This is a genomic window from Georgenia sp. AZ-5 (assembly GCF_043952095.1).
In the GTDB taxonomy this organism is placed as follows: domain Bacteria; phylum Actinomycetota; class Actinomycetes; order Actinomycetales; family Actinomycetaceae; genus Georgenia.
Map to the genome: position 1 here is coordinate 2,661,644 of NZ_JBINOU010000001.1, position 20,270 is coordinate 2,681,913.

The 20,270-nt window shown below is 74.4% G+C and carries 20 protein-coding genes, 1 tRNA gene, 1 other RNA gene and 1 pseudogene; 11 read left to right on the plus strand and 12 right to left on the minus strand.

Translation table 11 applies throughout. The annotated features are described in order from the left end of the window. Positions 1 to 11: 11 nt before the first annotated feature. A complete protein-coding gene (gene panB, locus ACF0H8_RS12415; RefSeq protein WP_395289217.1) occupies positions 12 to 902 on the plus strand; it encodes a 3-methyl-2-oxobutanoate hydroxymethyltransferase in 891 nt (296 codons plus the stop codon). 61 nt (positions 903 to 963) lie between these two features. Here the strand turns inward: panB and ACF0H8_RS12420 are convergent, their stop codons facing one another. Next, complete coding sequence (locus tag ACF0H8_RS12420) at positions 964 to 1,563, minus strand: hemerythrin domain-containing protein (protein WP_395289218.1); 600 nt, start codon at positions 1,561 to 1,563, stop codon at positions 964 to 966. A 137-nt stretch (positions 1,564 to 1,700) separates the two neighbouring features. Then, positions 1,701 to 1,895 (minus strand): SPOR domain-containing protein, encoded by a 195-nt coding sequence (locus ACF0H8_RS12425; protein ID WP_395289219.1) that lies wholly within the window; start codon positions 1,893 to 1,895, stop codon positions 1,701 to 1,703. A 73-nt stretch (positions 1,896 to 1,968) separates the two neighbouring features. Between ACF0H8_RS12425 and map the strand changes: the two genes are divergently transcribed. From map to ACF0H8_RS12450, 5 genes are all read left to right on the plus strand, one after another. Then, positions 1,969 to 2,853: a type I methionyl aminopeptidase gene (gene map / locus ACF0H8_RS12430; RefSeq protein ID WP_395289220.1), complete on the plus strand. Its 885-nt coding sequence runs from the start codon at positions 1,969 to 1,971 to the stop codon at positions 2,851 to 2,853. A 77-nt stretch (positions 2,854 to 2,930) separates the two neighbouring features. Beyond that, positions 2,931 to 3,701, plus strand: a complete 771-nt coding sequence (gene ppgK, locus ACF0H8_RS12435; RefSeq protein ID WP_395290883.1) for a polyphosphate--glucose phosphotransferase — start codon at positions 2,931 to 2,933, stop codon at positions 3,699 to 3,701. 1 nt (position 3,702) lies between these two features. Further along, on the plus strand, positions 3,703 to 4,533 hold the full coding sequence (locus ACF0H8_RS12440) for an MBL fold metallo-hydrolase (protein ID WP_395289221.1): 831 nt from the start codon (positions 3,703 to 3,705) through the stop codon (positions 4,531 to 4,533). Positions 4,534 to 4,591: 58 nt separating this feature from the next. Continuing rightward, positions 4,592 to 4,804: a PspC domain-containing protein gene (locus ACF0H8_RS12445; RefSeq protein WP_395289222.1), complete on the plus strand. Its 213-nt coding sequence runs from the start codon at positions 4,592 to 4,594 to the stop codon at positions 4,802 to 4,804. A 136-nt stretch (positions 4,805 to 4,940) separates the two neighbouring features. Further along, a complete protein-coding gene (locus tag ACF0H8_RS12450; protein ID WP_395289223.1) occupies positions 4,941 to 5,480 on the plus strand; it encodes a hypothetical protein in 540 nt (179 codons plus the stop codon). Between the two features lie 84 nt (positions 5,481 to 5,564). On the opposite strand, the gene rnpB is transcribed toward ACF0H8_RS12450, so the two are convergent. Continuing rightward, positions 5,565 to 5,949, minus strand: an RNA gene (gene rnpB / locus ACF0H8_RS12455) — RNase P RNA component class A. 171 nt (positions 5,950 to 6,120) lie between these two features. Here rnpB and ACF0H8_RS12460 point away from each other — a divergent pair. Further along, positions 6,121 to 6,909, plus strand: a complete 789-nt coding sequence (locus ACF0H8_RS12460; RefSeq protein WP_395289224.1) for a YaaA family protein — start codon at positions 6,121 to 6,123, stop codon at positions 6,907 to 6,909. A 100-nt stretch (positions 6,910 to 7,009) separates the two neighbouring features. Here ACF0H8_RS12460 and ACF0H8_RS12465 read toward each other — a convergent pair whose 3' ends face one another. The 7 genes and pseudogenes from ACF0H8_RS12465 to ACF0H8_RS12495 all read right to left on the minus strand — a co-directional run bounded on the left by ACF0H8_RS12465 (position 7,010) and on the right by ACF0H8_RS12495 (position 11,446). Next, positions 7,010 to 7,150, minus strand: coding sequence for a hypothetical protein (locus ACF0H8_RS12465; RefSeq protein WP_395289225.1), 141 nt, complete (start codon positions 7,148 to 7,150; stop codon positions 7,010 to 7,012). Between the two features lie 110 nt (positions 7,151 to 7,260). Then, positions 7,261 to 8,424: pseudogene (locus ACF0H8_RS12470) on the minus strand (histidine phosphatase family protein); the annotation flags it as partial. After that, positions 8,421 to 9,161 carry a zinc ribbon domain-containing protein gene (locus tag ACF0H8_RS12475; RefSeq protein WP_395289226.1) on the minus strand — a complete coding sequence of 247 codons (741 nt, stop codon included), beginning with the start codon at positions 9,159 to 9,161 and terminating at the stop codon, positions 8,421 to 8,423. The gene ACF0H8_RS12475 and the pseudogene ACF0H8_RS12470, both read right to left, overlap by 4 nt. Beyond that, a complete protein-coding gene (locus ACF0H8_RS12480) occupies positions 9,158 to 10,327 on the minus strand; it encodes a Nif3-like dinuclear metal center hexameric protein (RefSeq protein WP_395289227.1) in 1,170 nt (389 codons plus the stop codon). The genes ACF0H8_RS12475 and ACF0H8_RS12480 overlap by 4 nt, the downstream gene beginning before the upstream one ends. 44 nt (positions 10,328 to 10,371) lie before the next feature. Next, positions 10,372 to 10,448: transfer RNA gene (locus ACF0H8_RS12485), tRNA-Val, on the minus strand. 87 nt (positions 10,449 to 10,535) lie between these two features. Continuing rightward, complete coding sequence (locus ACF0H8_RS12490; RefSeq protein WP_395289228.1) at positions 10,536 to 11,030, minus strand: peroxiredoxin; 495 nt, start codon at positions 11,028 to 11,030, stop codon at positions 10,536 to 10,538. Then, positions 11,027 to 11,446: a DUF3052 domain-containing protein gene (locus tag ACF0H8_RS12495; protein ID WP_395289229.1), complete on the minus strand. Its 420-nt coding sequence runs from the start codon at positions 11,444 to 11,446 to the stop codon at positions 11,027 to 11,029. The genes ACF0H8_RS12490 and ACF0H8_RS12495 overlap by 4 nt, the downstream gene beginning before the upstream one ends. Positions 11,447 to 11,736: 290 nt before the next feature. On the opposite strand from ACF0H8_RS12495, the gene aceE reads away from it, so the two are divergent. After that, a complete protein-coding gene (gene aceE / locus ACF0H8_RS12500) occupies positions 11,737 to 14,481 on the plus strand; it encodes a pyruvate dehydrogenase (acetyl-transferring), homodimeric type (RefSeq protein ID WP_395289230.1) in 2,745 nt (914 codons plus the stop codon). Positions 14,482 to 14,572: 91 nt separating this feature from the next. Here aceE and aspA read toward each other — a convergent pair whose 3' ends face one another. Then, positions 14,573 to 16,030 (minus strand): aspartate ammonia-lyase, encoded by a 1,458-nt coding sequence (gene aspA / locus ACF0H8_RS12505; RefSeq protein ID WP_395289231.1) that lies wholly within the window; start codon positions 16,028 to 16,030, stop codon positions 14,573 to 14,575. Between the two features lie 126 nt (positions 16,031 to 16,156). Continuing rightward, the gene (locus tag ACF0H8_RS12510) at positions 16,157 to 16,837 is read right to left on the minus strand and encodes a hypothetical protein (RefSeq protein WP_395289232.1); all 681 of its coding nucleotides are present in this window, start codon (positions 16,835 to 16,837) and stop codon (positions 16,157 to 16,159) included. Between the two features lie 129 nt (positions 16,838 to 16,966). Between ACF0H8_RS12510 and ACF0H8_RS12515 the strand changes: the two genes are divergently transcribed. The 3 genes from ACF0H8_RS12515 (at position 16,967) to ACF0H8_RS12525 (ending at position 20,259) form a co-directional block, all read left to right on the plus strand. Next, the gene (locus tag ACF0H8_RS12515; RefSeq protein ID WP_395289233.1) at positions 16,967 to 18,163 is read left to right on the plus strand and encodes a PucR family transcriptional regulator; all 1,197 of its coding nucleotides are present in this window, start codon (positions 16,967 to 16,969) and stop codon (positions 18,161 to 18,163) included. A 147-nt stretch (positions 18,164 to 18,310) separates the two neighbouring features. Then, positions 18,311 to 19,237 carry an ACP S-malonyltransferase gene (locus ACF0H8_RS12520; RefSeq protein ID WP_395289234.1) on the plus strand — a complete coding sequence of 309 codons (927 nt, stop codon included), beginning with the start codon at positions 18,311 to 18,313 and terminating at the stop codon, positions 19,235 to 19,237. Beyond that, positions 19,234 to 20,259, plus strand: coding sequence for a beta-ketoacyl-ACP synthase III (locus ACF0H8_RS12525; protein WP_395289235.1), 1,026 nt, complete (start codon positions 19,234 to 19,236; stop codon positions 20,257 to 20,259). Before ACF0H8_RS12520 ends, ACF0H8_RS12525 begins: the two co-directional genes overlap by 4 nt. Positions 20,260 to 20,270: the final 11 nt, after the last annotated feature.

The following is a 20,270-nucleotide window of genomic DNA, read 5'->3' on the forward strand; positions in this document are numbered from 1 at the left end:
GAGATCCCCGCATGAGCCAGTCCCCCGACGCCTCTGCCCCCGACGCCTCTGTCCCCGGCGCGCCCGCCGCCGGCCCCGCCGAGAGCGCACCCGCGCGCCCGCCGCGCCGCGTGCGGGTCCACCACCTGCGCCAGGCGAAGGAGCGCGGCGAGCCGCTGACGATGCTTACCGCCTACGACGGCGTGACGGCCGCGATCTTCGACGAGGCGGGGATCGACGTGCTGCTGGTGGGCGACTCCATCGGCAACACGATGCACGGGCACGAGACCACCATCCCGGTGACCGTCGACGACATGATCCCGGCCGTGCGGGCCGTCGCCAGGGCCGCCCGCCGCGCCCTCGTCGTCGCGGACCTGCCCTTCGGCTCCTACGAGGCCTCGCCGGCGCAGTGCCACGCCGCCGCGGTGCGGATGATGAAGGAGGGCGGGGCGCACGCGGTGAAGTTCGAGGGCGGCGCGCACCTCGCCGAGCACGTCCGGCTGCTCACCCGCTCGGGCATCCCGGTCTTCGGCCACCTCGGCTTCACGCCGCAGGCGGAGAACCTCCTCGGCGGCAAGCGGGTGCAGGGCCGCGGCCACGAGGCGGCCGAGCGGCTGGTGGGCGACGCCCTGGCGCTCGCGGACGCGGGCGCCGTCGCCGTCGTCCTCGAGATGGTGCCGGCGCCCGTCGCCGCCCGGGTCACCGAGGTCCTGCCCGTGCCGACCATCGGCATCGGCGCCGGGCCCACGTGCGACGGGCAGGTCCTGGTGTGGACGGACATCGCCGGCATGACGTCGTGGTCCCCGCGCTTCGCCCGGCGCTTCGGCGACGTGGGCGCGGAGCTCGCCCGCGCGGCCCGCGGGTACGGCGAGGCGGTGCGGGACCGGTCCTTCCCCGGCCCGGAGCACACCTTCGAGCAGTAGGCCGGGCTCGGGCGGCGACGGCGTCCCGCGCCGTGCGGCACGGCGCGGGAGCCGCCCCGGCTCATTCCGGGTCGACCGCGTCCTTGAGCTGGTCCTTCGTCATGGAGGAGCGGCCCGGGACGTCCTGCTCCTTCGCCTGCTCGTAGAGCTCGTCCCGGGTGGGCTCGGGGCCGGCCCCCGAGCCCCCGCCCTCCGAGCCCCCGGCGGCGCCCGCCGGCGTGCCCGCGGCGAGCTCCTCCATCCCGGTCTCGCGTGCGAAGCGGGCGCCCATCTCCTCGCGCTCCTCGGCGCTCAGCGACTTCTCCAGGACCGGCAGCAGGTCCTGCTCCTCCTCCTCGACGTGGTGCCGGAGCTCGCCCACCATCCCGGCGAGCTTGCCGTCGTAACCCGGACTGTCCGGGCCCTCCCGGACCAGCTCCGCAAGGAGGCCCTCGATGTGCTGGTGCTCCGCGACGCTGTCGTGAACCTCCTCCGCGTGGTCCTGCCGGCGATCCCGGATGGTGGGGTAGACGAACGACTCCTCCGCCTGCGAGTGCGGCAGCAGCAGGTCGCTCACCTGCTGCAGAAGAGCGCCGGCGTCCGGGCCGCCCTCCTGCGCCCGGTCGAGCAGCTCCTCCACCTGGCGGTGCTGGGTCTTGATGACCTCGACGATGTCCGGCATGACGGTCCCCCCATGAGTGCTGGAACCGACCATCCTCCCCCTGCCGTTCCCGGCGGCAACCGGACGTCATCGCCCGTACGCGCGGGTGCGCCGCCGACACGCCGCGAAGCGGTGACCAGGCAGCGCCCAGGGCCGCCTCAGTCCTCCTCGGGGTCCCGGGCCCACGCCGCGTCCGCGGCGTCCCAGCGCTCGTTGCGGTCCTGCGCCCGGGCGAGCGCCTGCGCGGCCGCCTCCGCCGTCGGGTAGGGGCCCATGCGGTTCGTGGCCCCATGAACCTTGCCCTCCTCCACCTGCCCGGTGGCGAGGTTGTAGTAGTACTCCGGCGCCGCCATCGCGCTCCCTCCCGTCCGTCCGGTGCCCGCCATGCCCCGGTCGGTCCCGGGGGCCGGTCCTAGACTGGTCCGCATGCCTGCCACCATGCTCGCCGACCGTGCCCCGCGCGGCACGCTGACCAAGGGGACCGTCTCCCCCATGCGCGCGGTGCCCGCGTCCATCCCCCGCCCGGAGTACGTCGGCCGCACCGGCCCCGAGCGGGTGACCGCCTCGGAGGTGAAGACCCCGGAGACGATCGAGCGCATCCGCCGCGCCTCCCGCATCGCAGCGCAGGCGCTGGAGGAGGTGGGCCGGCACGTGGCTGTGGGCGTGACCACCGACGAGCTCGACGCCATCGGCCACGAGTTCCTGGTCAGCCACGGCGCCTACCCCTCGACGCTGGGCTACATGGGCTTCACCAAGTCGCTGTGCACCTCAGTCAACGAGGTCATCTGCCACGGCATCCCGGACTCGACCGTGCTCGCCGACGGCGACATCCTCAACATCGACATCACCGCCTACGTCGACGGGGTGCACGGCGACCTCAACGCGATGTTCCTCGTCGGCGACGTGGACGAGGAGTCGCGCCTGCTGGTCGAGCGCACCAGGGAAGCCATGGAGCGGGGCATCCGCGCCGTCAAGCCCGGCCGCGAGGTCAACGTGATCGGCCGTGTCATCGAGGCCTACGCCCGGCGGTTCGACTACGGCGTGGTGCGCGACTTCACCGGGCACGGCGTGGGCGAGGCCTTCCACTCCGGCCTGATCATCCCCCACTACGACTCCGCGCCCCGCTACGACACCGTCATCGAGCCCGGCATGGTGTTCACCATCGAGCCCATGCTCACCCTCGGCGGCATCGAGTGGGAGCAGTGGGACGACGGGTGGACCGTGCTCACCAAGGACCGATCTCGCACCGCCCAGTGGGAGCACACGCTGGTCGTGACCGAGACCGGCGCCGAGATCCTCACGCTGCCGTGACCGGCACCCAGCCGTCGCCGCTGCCCGAGCCCGGGGAGGGCGCCGGGGGCCTGGCCGACGCCGGGCACGTCGTCCGGCTGCCCGGCGCCGAGGCGCAGCAGCGGATCGGTTTCGGCATCGACATCGGCGGGTCCGGGATCAAGGGCGCCCCCGTCGACCTGGAGACCGGCGAGCTGACCGCCGAGCGGCTGCGGATCCCGACCCCGAGCCCCTCCAAGCCCAAGGCCGTGGCCTCGACCGTCTCGGAGCTCGTGGCCGCGTTCGACCTCGACCCCGCCGTCCCGGTCGGGCTGACGTTCCCCGCCCCCATCAAGCACGGGGTCGTGCCCTTCATCGCCAACCTCCACAAGTCGTGGAAGGGCGTGGACGTGCCCGCGCTGATGAGCGAGGCCATCGGTCAGCCCGTGATCGCCGTCAACGACGCCGACGCGGCGGGCGTCGCCGAGGCCGTCTACGGCGCCGCCCGCGGTGTGCCGGGGGTCGTGCTGGTGACCACGCTCGGCACGGGCATCGGCTCCGCGCTCGTGGTCGACGGCACGCTCGTGCCCAACACCGAGCTGGGGCACCTCGAGATCGACGGCGCGGACGCCGAGGACCGCGCGGCGTCGTCGGCGAGGGAGAACGAGAACCTCAGCTGGGAGGAGTGGGCCGAGCGGCTGCAGCGCTTCTACTCCACGGTGGAGATGCTCTTCTCCCCCGACCTCATCGTCGTCGGCGGCGGCGTGAGCAAGAAGCACGAGAAGTTCCTGCCGCTTCTGCGCACCACCGCCCCCATGGTCCCCGCCGCCCTGCGCAACACCGCCGGCATCGTCGGCGCCGCCTACCTCGCCGCCCACGGCTACCGCTGACATGACCGCCGGCCGCGCACTGGAGCAGGTGGCCACGGGCGTTCACGTCGCCACCGCCGGGAGCTTCACCACCACCTCCCCGTTCGTCGTGGCCGACGACGGCGCCTGCCTGCTCGTGGACCCCGCCCTCACCCCGGCCGAGCTGGCCGGCCTCGCCCGGGCCGCCCACGACCGCGGGTGGCGGGTGGCCGCGGGGGTCTCCACGCACCCGCACTGGGACCACCTGCTCTGGGCGGCGGCGCTCGGACCGGCGCCCCGCTTCGCGACCCCGGCCGCGGCGCGGGAGGCGGACCGCCGCGGGCCGGAGCTCCCCGCGGAGGCGGCCCGGGACCTGCCCGGCCACGAGTGGCAGACCATCGGCGGGGTGACGCCGCTCCCCGGGCCGGCCGACCCGGCGCGACGCACGGTGCCCTGGCCCGGTCCGGAGGTCGTGGTCGTCGAGCACTCCGCGCACGCCCCCGGTCACGCCGCCCTGCTCGTGACCGGCGCGGGCGTGCTGCTGGCCGGGGACATGCTCAGCGACACCGAGGTGCCGCTCCTCGACCTGGCCGCGGCCGACCCGGTGGGCGAGTACCGGCGGGGCCTCGAGACGCTCGCCGGGCTGCTCGGCGACGCCCGCCGCGTGGTGCCCGGGCACGGGCACGTCACGGACGCCACCGGTGCGCGGGCGCGGATCGACCGCGACCGCCGCTACCTCGACTCGCTCGAGCACGGTGGCGGGGACGACGACCCGCGGCTGACGAACGACTGGATCCGCGGCGAGCACGCGCGCCAGCGCGCCCACGTCGCCCCCCGGGGTGGGAACCAGGGAACGGACCAGGGGCCTCCCTGATGCGGTGGGCACCGGCGGCGCGGCACGCTGAGTGCACACCGATCGAGAAGGGCTCGACATGACCGCCGTCCGCAACAACTTCCGCCGCCAGGGCCTCGTCCGCCCGCGCGACAGCCGCGTCATCGCGGGCGTCTGCGCCGGCCTGGGCCGACGGTTCGGGCTGGGACCGTGGGCCGCCCGCGTGCTGTTCGTGCTGGTGCTCATGGTCCTGCCCGGCAGCCAGCTGATCGTCTACCCGATCCTGTGGATCCTGATGCCGAACGAGTACTGAGTGGTTGGGGGCCGGCCGACCGGCGTCGCCGGCCACCGTGTGACGCGATGCACCGGCGGATCGGACGCTCCGCCACCGCAATCCCCTCCTGCCCGAATATCATCGGAGGGCCACCGTTGACGGGCGGGTCGGCATCGTGCGGATCGCCACCGTTGGCGAGCAGGAGGGCGTCGTGGTCTCGATGGAGGAGTCGGCCGGAGTGGTCACCCAGGAGATCACTCCTGTGGGAAGCCTCCCGCCCCACCGCTGGCGCCGCCGTGGCGTCGTGGGCGCCGCCGCCGTGCTGGCCGTCGGCGTCATCGCCTCCGTGGCGAGCATGAGCGTCGCCGGCGACGAGGTACCCCGCCCCCTCGCCGTCACTGTCAGCGACGCGGGGTCGAGCTTCTCCGACCAGTGCTCCGAGGAGGACTACACCGGGACGTTCTTCGACGGCGCCGAGGTCGCGCTGCTCGGGGCCGACGGCGCGGAGCTGGCCACAGACCGGATCGACGGCGCGCCGGAGGCTACCCAGCGGGGTTGCGTCTGGACCACCACCTTCACGGAGGTCCCCGCGTCCGGGTCCTACACGCTGCGGCTCACCGGCGCCGACGCGCCGCCCCGCCAGCACTCCTTCACGTACACGCCGGAGGAGCTGGACGAGAAGGGCTGGGAGCTCTGGGTGACGGTCGTCGCCTGACGGGGCGCATCGAGGCGCAGACGTCCCCGGACGCGGCCGGCGCGGTCGGCGCCCGACGCTCGGTCGCCCCGGACTCCGGGTGTGCGGATGAGTCGGCCGGTACGCCGGGTTCTGTCGCCGGGTCCCGTTGCCGGTCCCCGGTGGCGGCCATCCATCTACGACGTACGTTGCCGCACGCCTCCAGCGACCTACCCGCAGGCTCGGGCGGGCCGCCCTCGAACGCCTGCTGTCTGGTCTTGCTCCGGGTGGGGTTTACCTAGCCGCGACGGTCACCCGCCGCGCTGGTGGTCTCTTACACCACCGTTTCACCCTTACCGCGGTGCCGAGGCACCGCGGCGGTCTGCTTTCTGTGGCACTGTCCCGCGGGTCACCCCGGGTGGGCGTTACCCACCACCCTGCCCTGTGGAGCCCGGACGTTCCTCGTCACGACCGGCTCACGCCGGCGTGCCGCGACCGCCTGGCCGACTCATCCGCGCCGTCCAGTCTACCGGCTCCCCGCGACGTGGCGGCCGGGGCGCCGCCGCCCACGTCACGCGTCCCGGCGCGCCCACGCCACGCGCCCCACGCGCGGCGTCCGGCCGGACGGCCGGGCAGACGGACGTGCCCCGTCCGGTCAGGTGTCCGGGGGTAACATCCCCCGGTGCTCGTGCTGCTCCCGCCCTCGGAGGGCAAGACCCAGCCTCTTCAGGGCCGTCCCCTCGATCTCGCGCGGCTGTCCGGCCGGGTGCTGACCGACGCCCGCCAGGAGGTGCTCGCCGCGCTCGAGCGCGCGTCCGCGGCGCCCGACGCGGCCGCGACCCTGGGCGTGGGCGCCGCCGTCGCCGCCGAGGTCGCCCGCAACCTGACGGTGCGCACCGCGCCCGCGGCACCCGCGGCGCACGTGTACACAGGCGTGCTGTACACCGCCGCCGGGCTGGGCGGGCTACGCGGCGCGGCGGCGCGCCGGGCGGAGCGCACCGTGCGGATCTTCTCCGGGCTGTGGGGCGTGCTCACCCCCGCCGACGAGGTGCCCGCGTACCGGTTGTCGATGGGCGTGAGCCTGCCCGGCCCCGGGAAGCTCTCCACCTTCTGGCGCGGGCGCCTGGGCGGCGTGCTCGACGACGCGGCCGCCGGCGACGTCGTCGTGGACTGCCGCTCCGCCACCTACGCGGCGGCGTGGCGTCCGCCCACGGGTGCGGAGCACGTGGCGGTCCAGGTGGTGCGGGAGCGGGACGGGCGCCGCCAGGTCGTCTCGCACAACGCCAAGCACGCGCGGGGCGTCCTCACCCATCACCTCCTCACCCGGGCCGGGAACGCGCCGACGACGGCCGAGGAGCTCGCGGGCGCCGCCGAGGAGCTCTCGGACGACCCCGTCGCCGGGGTGCACGCGGTCGAGCTGTCGGCACCCACCCGGGGCCGGCGCACGCTCACCCTCGTCGAGCGCGCCTGACGCCCCGCACGGTCCGAGGTCGACCCGGTCTGCCTCCGCGCACGGCTCGGGCGATCGAGGCGGGACGCAGCACGGGCAGGTCGACCGGGGCCGACGCCCCTCAGCCGGCGAGCTCGGACGGGCACCCCACCACCGTGAGGTCGCCCACCAGCAGGCCGTCGTCGTCGATCTCCGGCCACACGCGCACGACGGTGACCGAGGCGGGCGGGATGCGCACCGCCGACCAGTGCCCCGGCGCCACGCGCCCCACCAGGCCCACCGCGGCCCGGATGACGACCGTGTGCGCGGCGAGACCACGGTGCCGCCGGCTCGCTCGTGGGCGAGGTCGCGCAGGGCGCGGGCGACCCGTGCCCCGACGTCGCGGAGCGACTCCCCACCGGGCGGCCGCACGTCGGCCGAGGTGGCCCAGCCGAGCAGCTGCCCCGGCCAGCCCTCCTCGATCTCCGCCACGGTGAGGCCGTCCCACGCGCCGAAACGGCACTCGCCGAAGCGCTCGTCCGTGCCGGTCGCCAGCCCGAGCCGCTCGCCGACGGCCGCCGCCGTCTGGCGCGTGCGGACCATGGGCGAGGCGAGGAGCGCGGACGGGCGCGGCAGGTCCGGCCACAGGTCGTCCCCGATCCGGCCCACCAGGGCGCCGGCGCGCCGGGCCTGCGTCCGGCCGGTCTCGCTGAGTGCCGGCCCGGGCGTGTCGCCACCCGAGTAACGCCCGGTCTCGGTCAGCTCGGTGACCCCGTGGCGCACGAGGACGACGGTCACGGGGTCGCCACCCACCCGTGGCAGCGGGGTGCCGCTGACGCGTGGGGCGTTGGTGCGGGCGGCGACGACCGCCTCCCGCGCGTCGGCGGCGCGCGGGGCCTCCGCCGGAGCCCCGGACGCCGGGCTCGTCCGCGCGGCGGGAACCTGCTCCGTCGGCGCGGCGGCAGCCTGGCCGTCCGCGGGCACGCCGGCCCCGCCGCCCGCGCGCCAGGCGTCCGTGCGCACCACGCCGCGGGAGTCCATCACCGCGTTGGCCAGCGCGTCGGCCGCCTTGTTCTGCGCGCGCGGCACCCACGTGTACCGCACCCGCTCGGGCGGGAACGCGCGCCGGGCCTGCTCCGCCAGGGTGCGCATCTCGTCGTGATTGATCTTCCAGCGTCCGCTCATCTGCTCGACGACGAGCTTGGAGTCCGCGCGCACCTCCACCTCGGCGCGCGGGTCGATCTGGGCGGCCGCGCGCAGCCCGTTGACCAGCCCGGAGTACTCCGCGACGTTGTTCGACACGATGCCCAGGTACTCGGCCCGCTCGGCGAGCACGCGGCCGGTCCCGGCGTCCCGCACCACCGCGCCGTAACCGGCGTGCCCGGGGTTGCCGCGGGACCCGCCGTCGGTCTCGACGACGAGCCGGCGGCCGGGCGGGGCCCCAGCGGTGTGCGCGGCCGGTGCCCCGGAGACCCGCGCGGGCGGTGCGTCCGGGGCCCGGGCGGCCTCCGGCTCGACACCCGGTAGGTCGAACAGGCCGTGCTGCTCCCCCGTCACTGCCCCTCGTCCAGCCGCACGAGGATGAAGCCGCGCTCCTCGGAGGTGATGACCTCCTCCGGTGCGGCGGCGTCGATGGCGGCGAGCTCGCTGAGCGTGAACTCCACCTGGGCCCCCTCGGTGCGGTGCCCGCGCAGGGCCACGGCACCCAGCCCACCGGTGCGACCGCGGGCGTACTCGTACAGGTCCAGCAGCTCCGCGTCGACCTGCCCGGCCAGCGCGGCGCGCTCGGCCCTGACGTTCTCGAGCTCGGCGTCGATCTCGGCGAGCTGGGCGTCCCGCTCGGCGGTGTGCCGGGCGACGTCGGCGCTGATGGCGTCCTCCTGCCTCTGCAGCTCGGCCACGCGTGCCTCGGCGTCCTCCAGCCGCTCCATGACCTCGAGCTGGATCTCCTCGAGCACCGCCTGGCGCTGGGCGAGCTGCGCGAGCTCGGTCTGCAGCGCCACGAGCTCACGGGACAGCCCGGTGCCGGCGTCGAGCTGGGCCTGGTGGCGGGCGGCGCGCGAGCGGACCTGCTCGACGTCGGCCTCCGCCTTGGCCAGCTCGCGGCGGGTGTCCGCTGCGACGGTCTTGGCCTCCACCTGCGCCCGGTGCAGGTCCTCCGCGCGGCCCTCCAGCTCGGCGAGCGTGGCCAGCACCGGCAGGGTGCGGCGCTGGTGAGCGAGCTTGGCGGCGCGGGTGTCCAGCGCCTGCAGGTCGAGCAGCCGGCGCTGGTCCTTCACGGGGGCGGTGGTCACGGGCGTGCTCCTTCGTCGTTGTGCTCGCTGTGCTGTTGTGCCAGGTGCAGGCCCCACGGGTCGGTGACCCGGGCGGACACCCGCAGGTCCAACCTAGCCCCGCGCGCCTGCGCGTCGGAACGCAGCGCCTCGGCGGCGCGCGGCAGCCACGGCCACTCCGAGGCCCAGTGCGTGGCGTCGACGAGGTACGGCCGCCCGCCGGCGAGGTGCTCCGACGCGGGGTGGTGGCGCAGGTCAGCGGTGACGTAGACGTCGGCGCCCAGCGCCCGCGCCCGCCCGAGCAGGGAGTCCCCGGCCCCGCCGCACACCGCCACGGTGCGCACCTGGGCGTCGGGGTCGCCGCCCACCCGGATCCCCTGCGGGGTGGCCGGGAGGGCGGCGGCGACCCGCTCGGCGAAGGCCCGCAGCGTCAGCGGCCCTGGCAGCGTGCCGATCCGGCCGATGCCGGTGCTCGCCTCCTGCGTGGCCTGGGCGACGAGGGTGAAGGCGGGCTCCTCGTACGGGTGCGTCCGGCGCAGCGCGGTCAGCACCGCGGCCCGCCGCTCGCGGGGGAGCACGACCTCCAGGCGGTCCTCGGCGACCTCCTCCACCGCGCCGACCTTCCCGATGGTGGGGTGGGCGCCGTCGAGGGGGCGGAACGTGCCGGTGCCGGCGGCGTAGAACGCGGCGCGTTCGTAGGCCCCGAGCCGCCCGGCCCCGGCCTCCGCCAGGGCGTCGAGCAGCCGCTGGGTGTCGTCCTGCGGGACGAAGGTGACCAGGGTGTCCAGCGCGGCGCCGGGCAGCGGCTGGAGCGGGTGGGTGTCCCGGAGCCCGAGGAGGTCGGCGAGGGCCTGGGACACGCCGTCGGCCGCGGAGTCGGCGTTGGTGTGGGCGGTGTAGAGCGCGCACCCCCCGGTGAGGAGGCGGTGCACCACCCGCCCCTTGGGGGTGGTGGCGGCCACGCTGGACGTGCCCCGCAGGTACAGGGGGTGGTGGGTCACGAGCAGGTCGGCGCCCCACGCGAGGGCCTCGGCGGCGACCTCCTCGGTGGGGTCGACGGCGAGCAGCACCTTCTCCACGGACGCCTCGGGGTCGCCGGCGACCAGCCCGACGGCGTCCCAGTCCTCCGCCGTCGACGGCGGGTAGCGCTGCTCGAGGAGTTCGACGACGTCGGCCAGGGTGAGCATGCCGGGGAGCCTACCGGCGCCGGGGGACGCCGGCGGCGGCGTGCTGGTGGGCCCGGCCGGTCTCGAACCGACGACCTCCGCGGTGTAAGCGCGGCGCTCTGACCAACTGAGCTACGGGCCCGTGCGCGGCTGCCCGCGCCCGGACAGCCTAAGGCACCGCGGCGCCCGCCCCTCGAGGGCCTGGGCGCCGGGGGCCGGCCGCCGGGCGTCAGAGCGACGCCAGCGCCCCGCGGTAGGCGTCGAGGTCGCGCGCCTGGCCCCGCGGGTTGACCACCGACCAGCGCACCACGCCGTCGGCGTCGAGCAGGAAGCTGCCCCGCAGGGCGTGCCCGTCGGACTCGTCCAGGACCCCGTACGCCCGGGCCGCCTCGCCGTGCGGCCAGAAGTCGGACAGCAGGTCGAAGCCGAACCCCTCGGCCTCGGCCCACGCGCGCTGGGCGAACATGGCGTCGGTGGAGATCGCGAGGAGGCGCACGCCGCGGGCGGCGAACTCCCCCAGGTTGTCGCGCAGCTCGCACAGCTCCGACGTGCAGATCCCGGAGAAGACGAACGGGAAGAACACCAGCGCCACCGGGGTGCCACGCAGCGCGGAGAGTCGCACCGGGGTCCCGTGGGTGTCGGGCAGCTCGAAGTCCGGCGCCGCCGCGCCCACGGCGGGGCCAGCGGCGGCAGCCCCGGCCTCCGCCGTCGTCCGCGCCGTCATCTGCGGCTGCGTGAGGCGATGCGGATGCCGGACCAGCCGGCCGCCACGGCGGCGGCGGACGTCGCGTGCATGCCCGCGGTGCGGGCCGCCTCCTCGATGTCGGCCGGGCGGACGTGCCCGTCCCGTCCCGGCTTCGGCGTGAGCACCCAGATCAGGCCGCCGTTGTCGAGGTTCGCCTGGGCGTCGACCAGGAGGTCCGTGAGGTCCTCCTGCTCGGCGTCCTCCTCGCGCCACCAGATCAGGGTGCCGTCGCACACGTCGCCGTAGTCCTCGTCCACCAGCTCGGTGCCGGTGGCCTGCTCGATGGCCTCCCGCACGGCGGCATCGACGTCGTCGTCGTAGCCGAACTCCTGGATCACTTGCCCGGTGGTGAAGCCGAACCTGCTGCCGGCTCCCGCGCCCGCGCTGACTGCCACGTGTGTCCTGCCTTTCCCGGGCCCCGGGGCCCCGCCGGGCGGCCCGGGGCGTCCCCCCGGTCCGCGTGTGTGGTCTAGCCCACCGTAGCGGGGAGCCGTCGCGCAAGCGTGCACGTCCGTACCGTGACGTGCGCCGATCCTGCGGGCGCCGCGGTGTCGGCAGGGTCACAGCCCGCGCCCGGCCCAAGGTTCGCCACCGGGCAGGTCAAGGGCGGACAATGGTCCTACCCTGAACGACGGGGGCGCGCCCGTGTCACCGTCGACAACAGAGAAGTGAGAAGAGGGAACGCGTGAGTTCACGAACCGAGTCCTCGCCCCTGATCAACGGCCTGCTCAGCCAGGTGGGGGACATCGACAGCGAGGAGACCCGCGAGTGGCTCGACTCGCTCGACGGCCTCATCGAGGAGCGTGGCGGTCCCCGGGCGCGGTACATCCTGCTGAACCTGCTCAAGCGCGCGCGTGAGCGCAGCGTCGCCATCCCGAACCCGATCACCACGCCGTACGTGAACACCATCGGCGTGCACGAGGAGCCGTACTTCCCCGGCGACGAGGCCGTCGAGCGCAAGTACCGCGGCTGGATCCGCTGGAACGCCGCGGTCATGGTCACGCGCGCTCAGCGCCCCGGCGTCGCCGTGGGCGGCCACATCTCCTCCTACGCCTCGGTGGCCACCCTGTACGAGGTGGGCTTCAACCACTTCTTCCGCGGCAAGGACCACCCGGGCGGCGGCGACCAGGTCTTCTTCCAGGGCCACGCCTCCCCGGGCAACTACGCCCGCGCCTTCCTCGAGGGCCGGCTGACCGAGAAGGACCTGGACGGCTTCCGCCAGGAGTACTCCCACGACCCGGAGGGCCGGGGGCTGCCCTCCTACCCCCACCCCCGCCGCATGCCGGACTTCTGGGAGTACCCCACCGTCTCCATGGGCCTGGGCCCGGCGGGGGCGATCTACCAGGCGTGGGTCAACCGGTACCTGCACGACCGCGGGATCAGGGACACCTCGCAGCAGCGGGTGTGGGCCTACCTCGGCGACGGCGAGATGGACGAGCCGGAGTCGCGCGGCATGCTGCAGCTGGCGTCGTGGCAGAACCTCGACAACCTGACCTTCGTCGTCAACTGCAACCTCCAGCGCCTCGACGGCCCGGTGCGCGGCAACGGCAAGATCATCCAGGAGCTCGAGGCGCAGTTCCGCGGCGCCGGTTGGAACGTCATCAAGGTGGTCTGGGGCCGTGAGTGGGACGCCCTGCTCAACGCGGACAAGGACCGCGCGCTCGTCAACCTCATGAACGAGACGAACGACGGCGACTACCAGACGTACAAGGCCAACGACGGCGCCTACGTGCGCGAGCACTTCTTCGGGCGCGACCCGCGGACCAAGGCGCTCGTGGCCAACATGAGCGACGACGAGATCTGGGCGCTCAAGCGCGGCGGGCACGACTACCGCAAGCTCTACGCCGCCTACAAGGCCGCCACGGAGCACACGGGGCAGCCGACGGTCATCCTGGCGCACACCGTCAAGGGCTACGGCCTCGGCCCGAGCTTCGCCGGGCGCAACGCCACGCACCAGATGAAGAAGATGAAGACCACGGACCTGAAGATGCTCCGTGACTCGCTCGGCATCCCGATCTCCGACGAGGAGCTCGAGGACCCGTACAACGCGCCGTACTACCGGCCGTCGGAGGACGACCCGGCGCTGCGGTACATGCTCGAGCGGCGGCGGGCGCTGGGCGGCTTCATCCCCGAGCGGCGGGACAACGGCAAGAAGCTGGAGCTGCCCGACGACAAGCCCTACCAGATCCTCGCCAAGGGCTCGGGCCACCAGGAGGTGGCCACCACGATGGCCTTCGTCCGGCTCCTCAAGGAGCTGATGAAGGACAAGGAGATCGGCAAGCGGATCGTGCCGATCATCCCCGACGAGGCGCGCACCTTCGGCCTGGACTCGATCTTCCCGACGGCGAAGATCTTCAACACCCACGGGCAGAACTACACCTCCGTGGACCACGACCTCATGCTCAGCTACAAGGAGTCCGAGCAGGGGCAGATCCTCCACACCGGCATCAACGAGGCCGGCTCGGCGGCGGCGATGCAGGCGGTCGGCACGGCGTACGCCACCCAGGGCGAGCCGATGATCCCGGTGTACATCTTCTACTCGATGTTCGGCTTCCAGCGGACCGGCGACCAGTTCTGGGCGGCCGCCGACCAGCTGGCCCGTGGCTTCATCATCGGCGCCACGGCCGGCAAGACCACGCTGGCCGGCGAGGGCACGCAGCACATGGACGGGCACTCCCCCGTCCTGGCCTCCACCAACCCCGCGGTGGTGCACTACGACCCCGCCTACGCCTACGAGATCCGCCACATCGTCAGGGACGGCCTGCAGCGGATGTACGGCGAGGACCCGCGGGACCCGGACGTCATGTACTACCTGACGGTGTACAACGAGCCGATGCACCAGCCGGCCGAGCCGGAGAACGTGGACGTCGACGGCATCCTGCGGGGCATCTACCGCATCGCCGAGCCCGAGGGCGACGGCCCGCGGGTCCAGCTGCTCGCCTCCGGAGTGGGGGTGCCGTGGGCGCTGCACGCCCGGGAGCTCCTCGCGGGCGACTGGGGCGTGCGGGCCGGTGTGTGGTCGGTGACGAGCTGGTACGAGCTGCGCCGGGACGGCGTCGAGGTGGACCAGCACAACTTCCTCCACCCCGAGGCCGAGCGCCGCGAGGCCTACGTGACCACCAAGCTCCGCGACGCCGGCGGCCCGTACGTGGCCACCAGCGACTTCGAGCACCAGGTGCAGGACAGCATCCGCCCGTGGGTGCCTGGCGAGTACTACACCCTCGGCGCGGACGGGTTCGGGTTCTCCGACACCCGGCCGGCGGCCCGCCGGTACCTGCACATCGACGCCCACTCGATGGCGGTGCGCGCCCTGCAGGCGCTGGCCGACCGCGGCGAGATCGACCGCGACGTGGTCCGGCAGGCGATCGAGCGGTACGACCTGTTCAACGTCCACGCGGGCGAGTCCGGGTCGGCGGGCGGCGACGCCTGAGCCTGCCACGCACGACGGAGCCCCGCCGGTCATCGACCGGCGGGGCTCCGTCGTAGAGCCGCGCGAGACGTCTCGCGCCACTGGTGACGTCTCACCGGGTCGGGGTGCCGGGGGTGAGGGTGGTGGGGTCCTGGCCCTCGTAGCGCTTGCCGCGGTACTGCGGGCGCATGAGGTTCGCCGGGGCGAGCAGCTGGTCCACCTGCCGCTCGGTCAGCAGGCCCATCTCGAGCACGACCTCGCGGACGCTCCTGCCCGTGCGGGCGCACTCGCGGCCCACCAGGTCGCCGTTGTGGTGACCGATGATCGGGTTGAGGAAGGTCACGATCCCGATCGAGTCGAGCACGTCCTGGCGGGTGACGTCCTCGTTGGCGGTGATGCCCACGACGCACCGCTCGCGCAGCGTCTCGCAGCCGCGGGTGAGCAGCGAGATCGACTCGAACAGCGACTGGGCGATCACCGGCTCCATGACGTTGAGCTGGAGCTGGCCGGCCTCCGCGGCCATGGTCACCGTCACGTCGTTGCCCATGACCTTGAAGCAGATCTGGTTGACGACCTCGGGGATGACCGGGTTGACCTTGGCGGGCATGATCGACGAGCCGGCCTGCCGCTCGGGCAGGTTGATCTCGTTCAGCCCGGCGCGCGGGCCGGAGGAGAGCAGGCGCAGGTCGTTGCAGATCTTCCCGAGCTTGACCGCGGTGCGCTTGATCGCGGCGTGCATCGAGACGTAGGCGCCGGTGTCGGACGTCGCCTCCACGAGGTTCTCGGCCGGCACGACCGGCAGACCGGTGACCTCCGCCAGCTTGGCGACGGCGCGGGCGGTGTAGCCCTCCGGCGCGTTGAGCCCGGTGCCGATCGCCGTCGCCCCCAGGTTCACCTCGAGCAGGAGGGTGCGGGCGTGCGAGAGCTGGCGCAGCTCCTCGGCGAGGACGACGGCGAACGCGCTGAACTCCTGGCCCATCGTCATCGGCACCGCGTCCTGCAGCTGGGTGCGGCCCATCTTCAGGATGCCCGCGAACTCCTGGCCCTTGTCGCTGAAGGCCAGGGCGAGCCGCTCGACCTCCACCACGAGGTCCTCGACGACGCGGTACAGCGCGATCCGGAACCCGGTCGGGTAGGCGTCGTTGGTGGACTGGCTCTTGTTGACGTGGTCGTTGGGATTGACGACGTCGTACCGGCCCCTGGGCAGCCCCAGGTGCTCCAGCGCGAGGTTGGCGATCACCTCGTTGGTGTTCATGTTGACCGACGTGCCCGCGCCGCCCTGGAAGACGTCGACCGGGAACTGGTCGAGGCACCGGCCGCGCACGAGGACGTCGTCGCAGGCGGCGACGATGGCGTCGGCGACCTCCCCGGGGACTGCCCCGAGGTCCCGGTTGGCCATCGCGGCCGCCTTCTTGACCTCGACCATCCCCCGGACCAGCGCGGGGATAGAGCTCACCGTCGCGCCGGAGATCCGGAAGTTCTCGACCGCGCGCAGGGTGTGGATGCCGTAGTACGCCTCGGCCGGGACCTCACGCTCACCCAGCAGGTCCTCTTCGATCCTGGTCGTCATGTCCGTCCTCCCGCCGCGTCCCGACGGCGGGAACGGCGTCATGGCCGATGGTAGGGGCCCCGGCGGCGGCACGCGACGGCGGGTGCCCGTCGGCCGCCGGCCAAGGGGGACGTCCTGCCCCGAGGGTCAGACCCCGTGCCCCACCTCGGCCTGGGCCACCAGCGGCTCGAGCTCGGTGATCGCGGCAGCGGCGCCTGCGGTGTCCTTGGACGTCGCCAGGGCCTCGAGGTGGCGGCGGGCGTCCATCGGGCGCCCGGCCTCGAGCGCGGCGAGCACCACCTGGCGGCCCGCCTCGACCACGTTGTCCTTGGGCGCCCAGTGGCCGACGCCGAGGCCCAGCGCCTCGCCCGGCAGGCCCGCCTCGCGCAGCATCTTGACGCCCTCGGCAAGCGCACGGCCGGTGGGCTCGCGCTCGCAGGCGCCGGCGAGCCGGCGCATGGCGGCCTCGTGGTCGTCGGCCAGCGACAGCCGTCCCAGCTCGATCAGCGCGTACCAGCCGCGGGGGTTGCCGGCGAGCTCCTCCGCCAGGGCCCAGACCGCGACGTCGGCGGCGCGCTTGGCGTCGGCCGGCAGCTGCTCCGCCGTCAGCGGGTCGGCCGGGCCCACACCCGCCGCCCGGCGCCGGACCAGCTCCGCGAGGGCCTTGAACGCGGCGATGTCGTTGGGGTCCTCGATGAGGCGCTCGCGCAGCGCGTCCTCGCGGGGTGCGTCCTCCGCCCGCGCTACCGCCGAGGGACGCCGGGCTCCCACCAGGTGCCCCGGCTTCTTTCTCGACAGCAGCGCGCGGAGCCGATCGAAGAGAGCCATGCCGACGACCATATCCGCTGGCCCGGCCCGATGCCGGGTAACGACCCCGCGTCGACCCCCAGACGCGCGGCGGCCGTTTGTAGGCATCCCACAACAGGCGCGCCGCCCGAACGCCTATGCTCTTCGAACATGACCACGAGCGAGCGCACCGGGCGCGAGGAGGGCAGCTCCGACGTCGTGCGGCGTCTGCGCGGCGGGACGGACATGCTCACCTCGGCGGCGCTCAAGCGCCTGGACGCCGAGCTCGACTGGTACCGCGAGCTCGCCGCCGAGGACCGGTCCTGGATCGGTCTGGTCGCCCAGGCCGGCATCGCCGCCTTCATCTCCTGGTACGAGCTGCCGTCCAACGGCTCGTACAACGCCCAGGAGATCTTCCGCGCCGCCCCGCCGGAGCTGACCCGGTCCATCTCCCTGCAGCACACCCTCCAGCTCGTGCGGATCGTCGTCGAGGTCGTCGAGGACAACGCCGTCCAGCTCGCCGAGCCCGGCCAGCAGCGGGACCTGCGCGACGCCGTCCTGCTCTACTCCCGGGAGGTCGCCTTCTCCGCGGCCGAGGTCTACGCCCGGGCGGCCGAGACCCGCGGCGCCTGGGACGCCCGCCTCGAGGCGCTCGTCGTCGACTCCCTCGTGCGCGGCGTGGCGGACGAGTCGCTGCGCTCGCGCATCGCCGCCCTGGGCTGGTCCGGCCGCGGGGCCACCCTGGTCATGGTGGGGCAGGCGCAGGGCGCGCTGGACGAGCGGCGCACGGCGGACCTGCGCCGGGCGTGCCGCCGCGCCGCGGAGGACGCCCTCGTGGGCATCCACGGCGACCGGCTCATCGTCGTCCTGGGCGGCGAGGGCGACCTGCGCGCCGCCGCCAAGTCCCTCCTCCCCCGCTTCGGGCCCGGCCCGGTCGTGCTGGGCCCGGAGGTCCGCGAGGTCGGCGACGCCGGCCGGTCCGCCCGCGCCGCGATGGCGGCCCTGCTCGCGGTCCGCGCGTGGCCCGCGGCCCCCCGGCCGGTCACGGCCGACGAGCTGCTGCCCGAGCGGATGCTCAACGGGGACCCGCTGGCCCGCCGCACCCTCGTCGAGGACCTCTACAAGCCCCTGGTCGCCGGCGGGGCCACGCTCGTGCAGACCCTCGAGGAGTACCTGGCCCAGGGCCGCTCCCTCGAGGGCGCCGCCCGCGCCCTGTACGTGCACCCCAACACGGTGCGCTACCGGCTGCGGCGCATCGGCCAGCTCGTCGGCTGGGACCCCACCGACGCCCGCGAGGGCTTCGTGCTGCAGGTGGCTCTCGCCGTCGGCCGGCTCGCCGAGGCCGCCACCCGGCACAGCGGCATCTGACGGGTACCTACCACCGATCCGGCCCGCGGCCCCGGCGGGACGCCGAGAGTTGCCTCACGGCGTTGTAGGGAAGCGACAAACCGGCCGGAACTAGTTCGTAGGCGTCGTAGGCGCGGCGCCGCGGCGACGACTTGGCAGAGTGGAAGGGTGCTTGCCCTCCTGTGCCCTGGACAGGGCGCCCAGACCCCCGGGATGCTCTCCCCCTGGCTCGACGACCCCGCGCTGCGGGCCCGCCTGGACCGCTACGCCGAGGTGACCGAGCTCGACCTCGTGGCCCTGGGCACCACCGCCGACGCGGAGACGATCAAGGACACCCGGGTCGCGCAGCCGCTTTTGACCGCCGCCTCGCTGCTGAGCTTCCACGCCCTCCTCGACGGCGGGAGCGCCCGCCCGGCCGCCACGGCCGGCCACTCGGTCGGCGAGCTCGCGGCCGCCGCGGTCGCCGGCGTGCTGACCGACGAGCAGGCGCTCCTGCTCGTCCGCGAGCGGGGCCGCGCGATGGCCGACGCCGCGGCGGCGCGTCCCACGGGCATGAGCGCCGTCGTCGGCGGCACGGCGGAGGAGGTCGCGGAGGTCATCGCCCGCCACGGCCTGTCCGCGGCCAACGTCAACGGGGGCGGGCAGGTCGTCGCCGCCGGCACCCTGGAGCAGCTCGAGGCGCTCGCCGCGGACCCGCCCGGCCGTGCCCGCGTCATCCCGCTGCAGGTTGCCGGCGCCTTCCACACCGAGCACATGGCCCCCGCGGTCGCGCGGGTGCGCGAGGTCGCCGCGTCCCTCACGCCGGCCGACCCGGCCACGACCCTGCTCTCCAACGCCGACGGTGCGCCGGTGCCCGACGGCGCCGAGGCCCTCTCCCGCATCGTCACGCAGGTCGCGAACCCCGTCAGGTGGGACCTGTGCTGCGAGCAGCTGCTGGCCCTGGGCGTCACCGGCGTCGTCGAGCTGTGCCCCGGAGGCGTCCTGACCGGCCTGGCGCGTCGTACCCTTCCTGGGGTCGAGACCGTGGCGATCAAGAGTCCCGACGACCTGCCGGCAGCCCGCGAGCTGATGACCCGCCATGGAGGCACCCGATGACCCGTCCCAACCTCACCGCCGCGCAGCCCGTCCAGCACGCCCGCATCCTCGGGGTGGGCGGCGTGCGGGGTGAGAACGTCGTCGTCAACGACGACATCGTCGGGCCGATCAACTCCTCCGACGAGTGGATCCGGCAGCGCACCGGGATGGTCTCGCGCCGCCGCGCGAACCCCGAGACGATGATCGCGGATCTTGCCGAGGGGGCCGCCAACGACGCCCTGGCGGCCGCCGGGATCGAGGGCAAGGACGTCGACGCCGTCATCGTGGGCACGGTGACCTGGTTCGAGCAGACCCCGTCCCTGGCCGTCGTCGTCGCCGACCGCATCGGCGCGAGCCCCGCCGCGGCCTACGACATCTCCGCGGCCTGCGCGGGTTACGCCTACGGGATCGCCCAGGCCGACGCCCTCGTCCGCGCCGGCACCGCCCGGCACGCGCTCGTGATCGGCGTGGAGAAGATGTCCGACTTCATCGACCCCACCGACCGCTCCATCAGCTTCCTGCTCGGCGACGGCGCGGGCGCCGCCGTCGTCGGCCCCTCCGACACCCCCGGCATCGGCCGGACGGTGTGGGGCTCGGACGGCTCGGCCGCCAAGATGATCCGCCAGACCCACTCCTGGCTCGACTACCGCAACGCCCCGGCCGGCACCCCGGTCGAGGAGATCGAGTGGCCGACCCTGCGCCAGGAGGGCCCCTCCGTCTACAAGTGGGCGGTGTTCCAGATGACGCCCGTGGCGCGGGAGGCGATCGAGGCCGCCGGCCTGACGCCGGAGGACATCGACGTGTTCCTCCCGCACCAGGCCAACATGCGGATCATCGACCACATGGTGAAGTACCTGGGGCTGCGCGAGGACGTCGTGGTCGGTCGCGACATCGTGGAGACCGGCAACACCTCCGCCGCGTCGATCCCCCTGGCCACCGAGCGCCTGCTGCGCGAGGGGAAGGCCAAGAGCGGCGACATCGCCCTGCAGATCGGGTTCGGCGCGGGCCTCGCCTACGCTGCCCAGGTCGTGGTCCTGCCCTAGCGGGCCCCGGG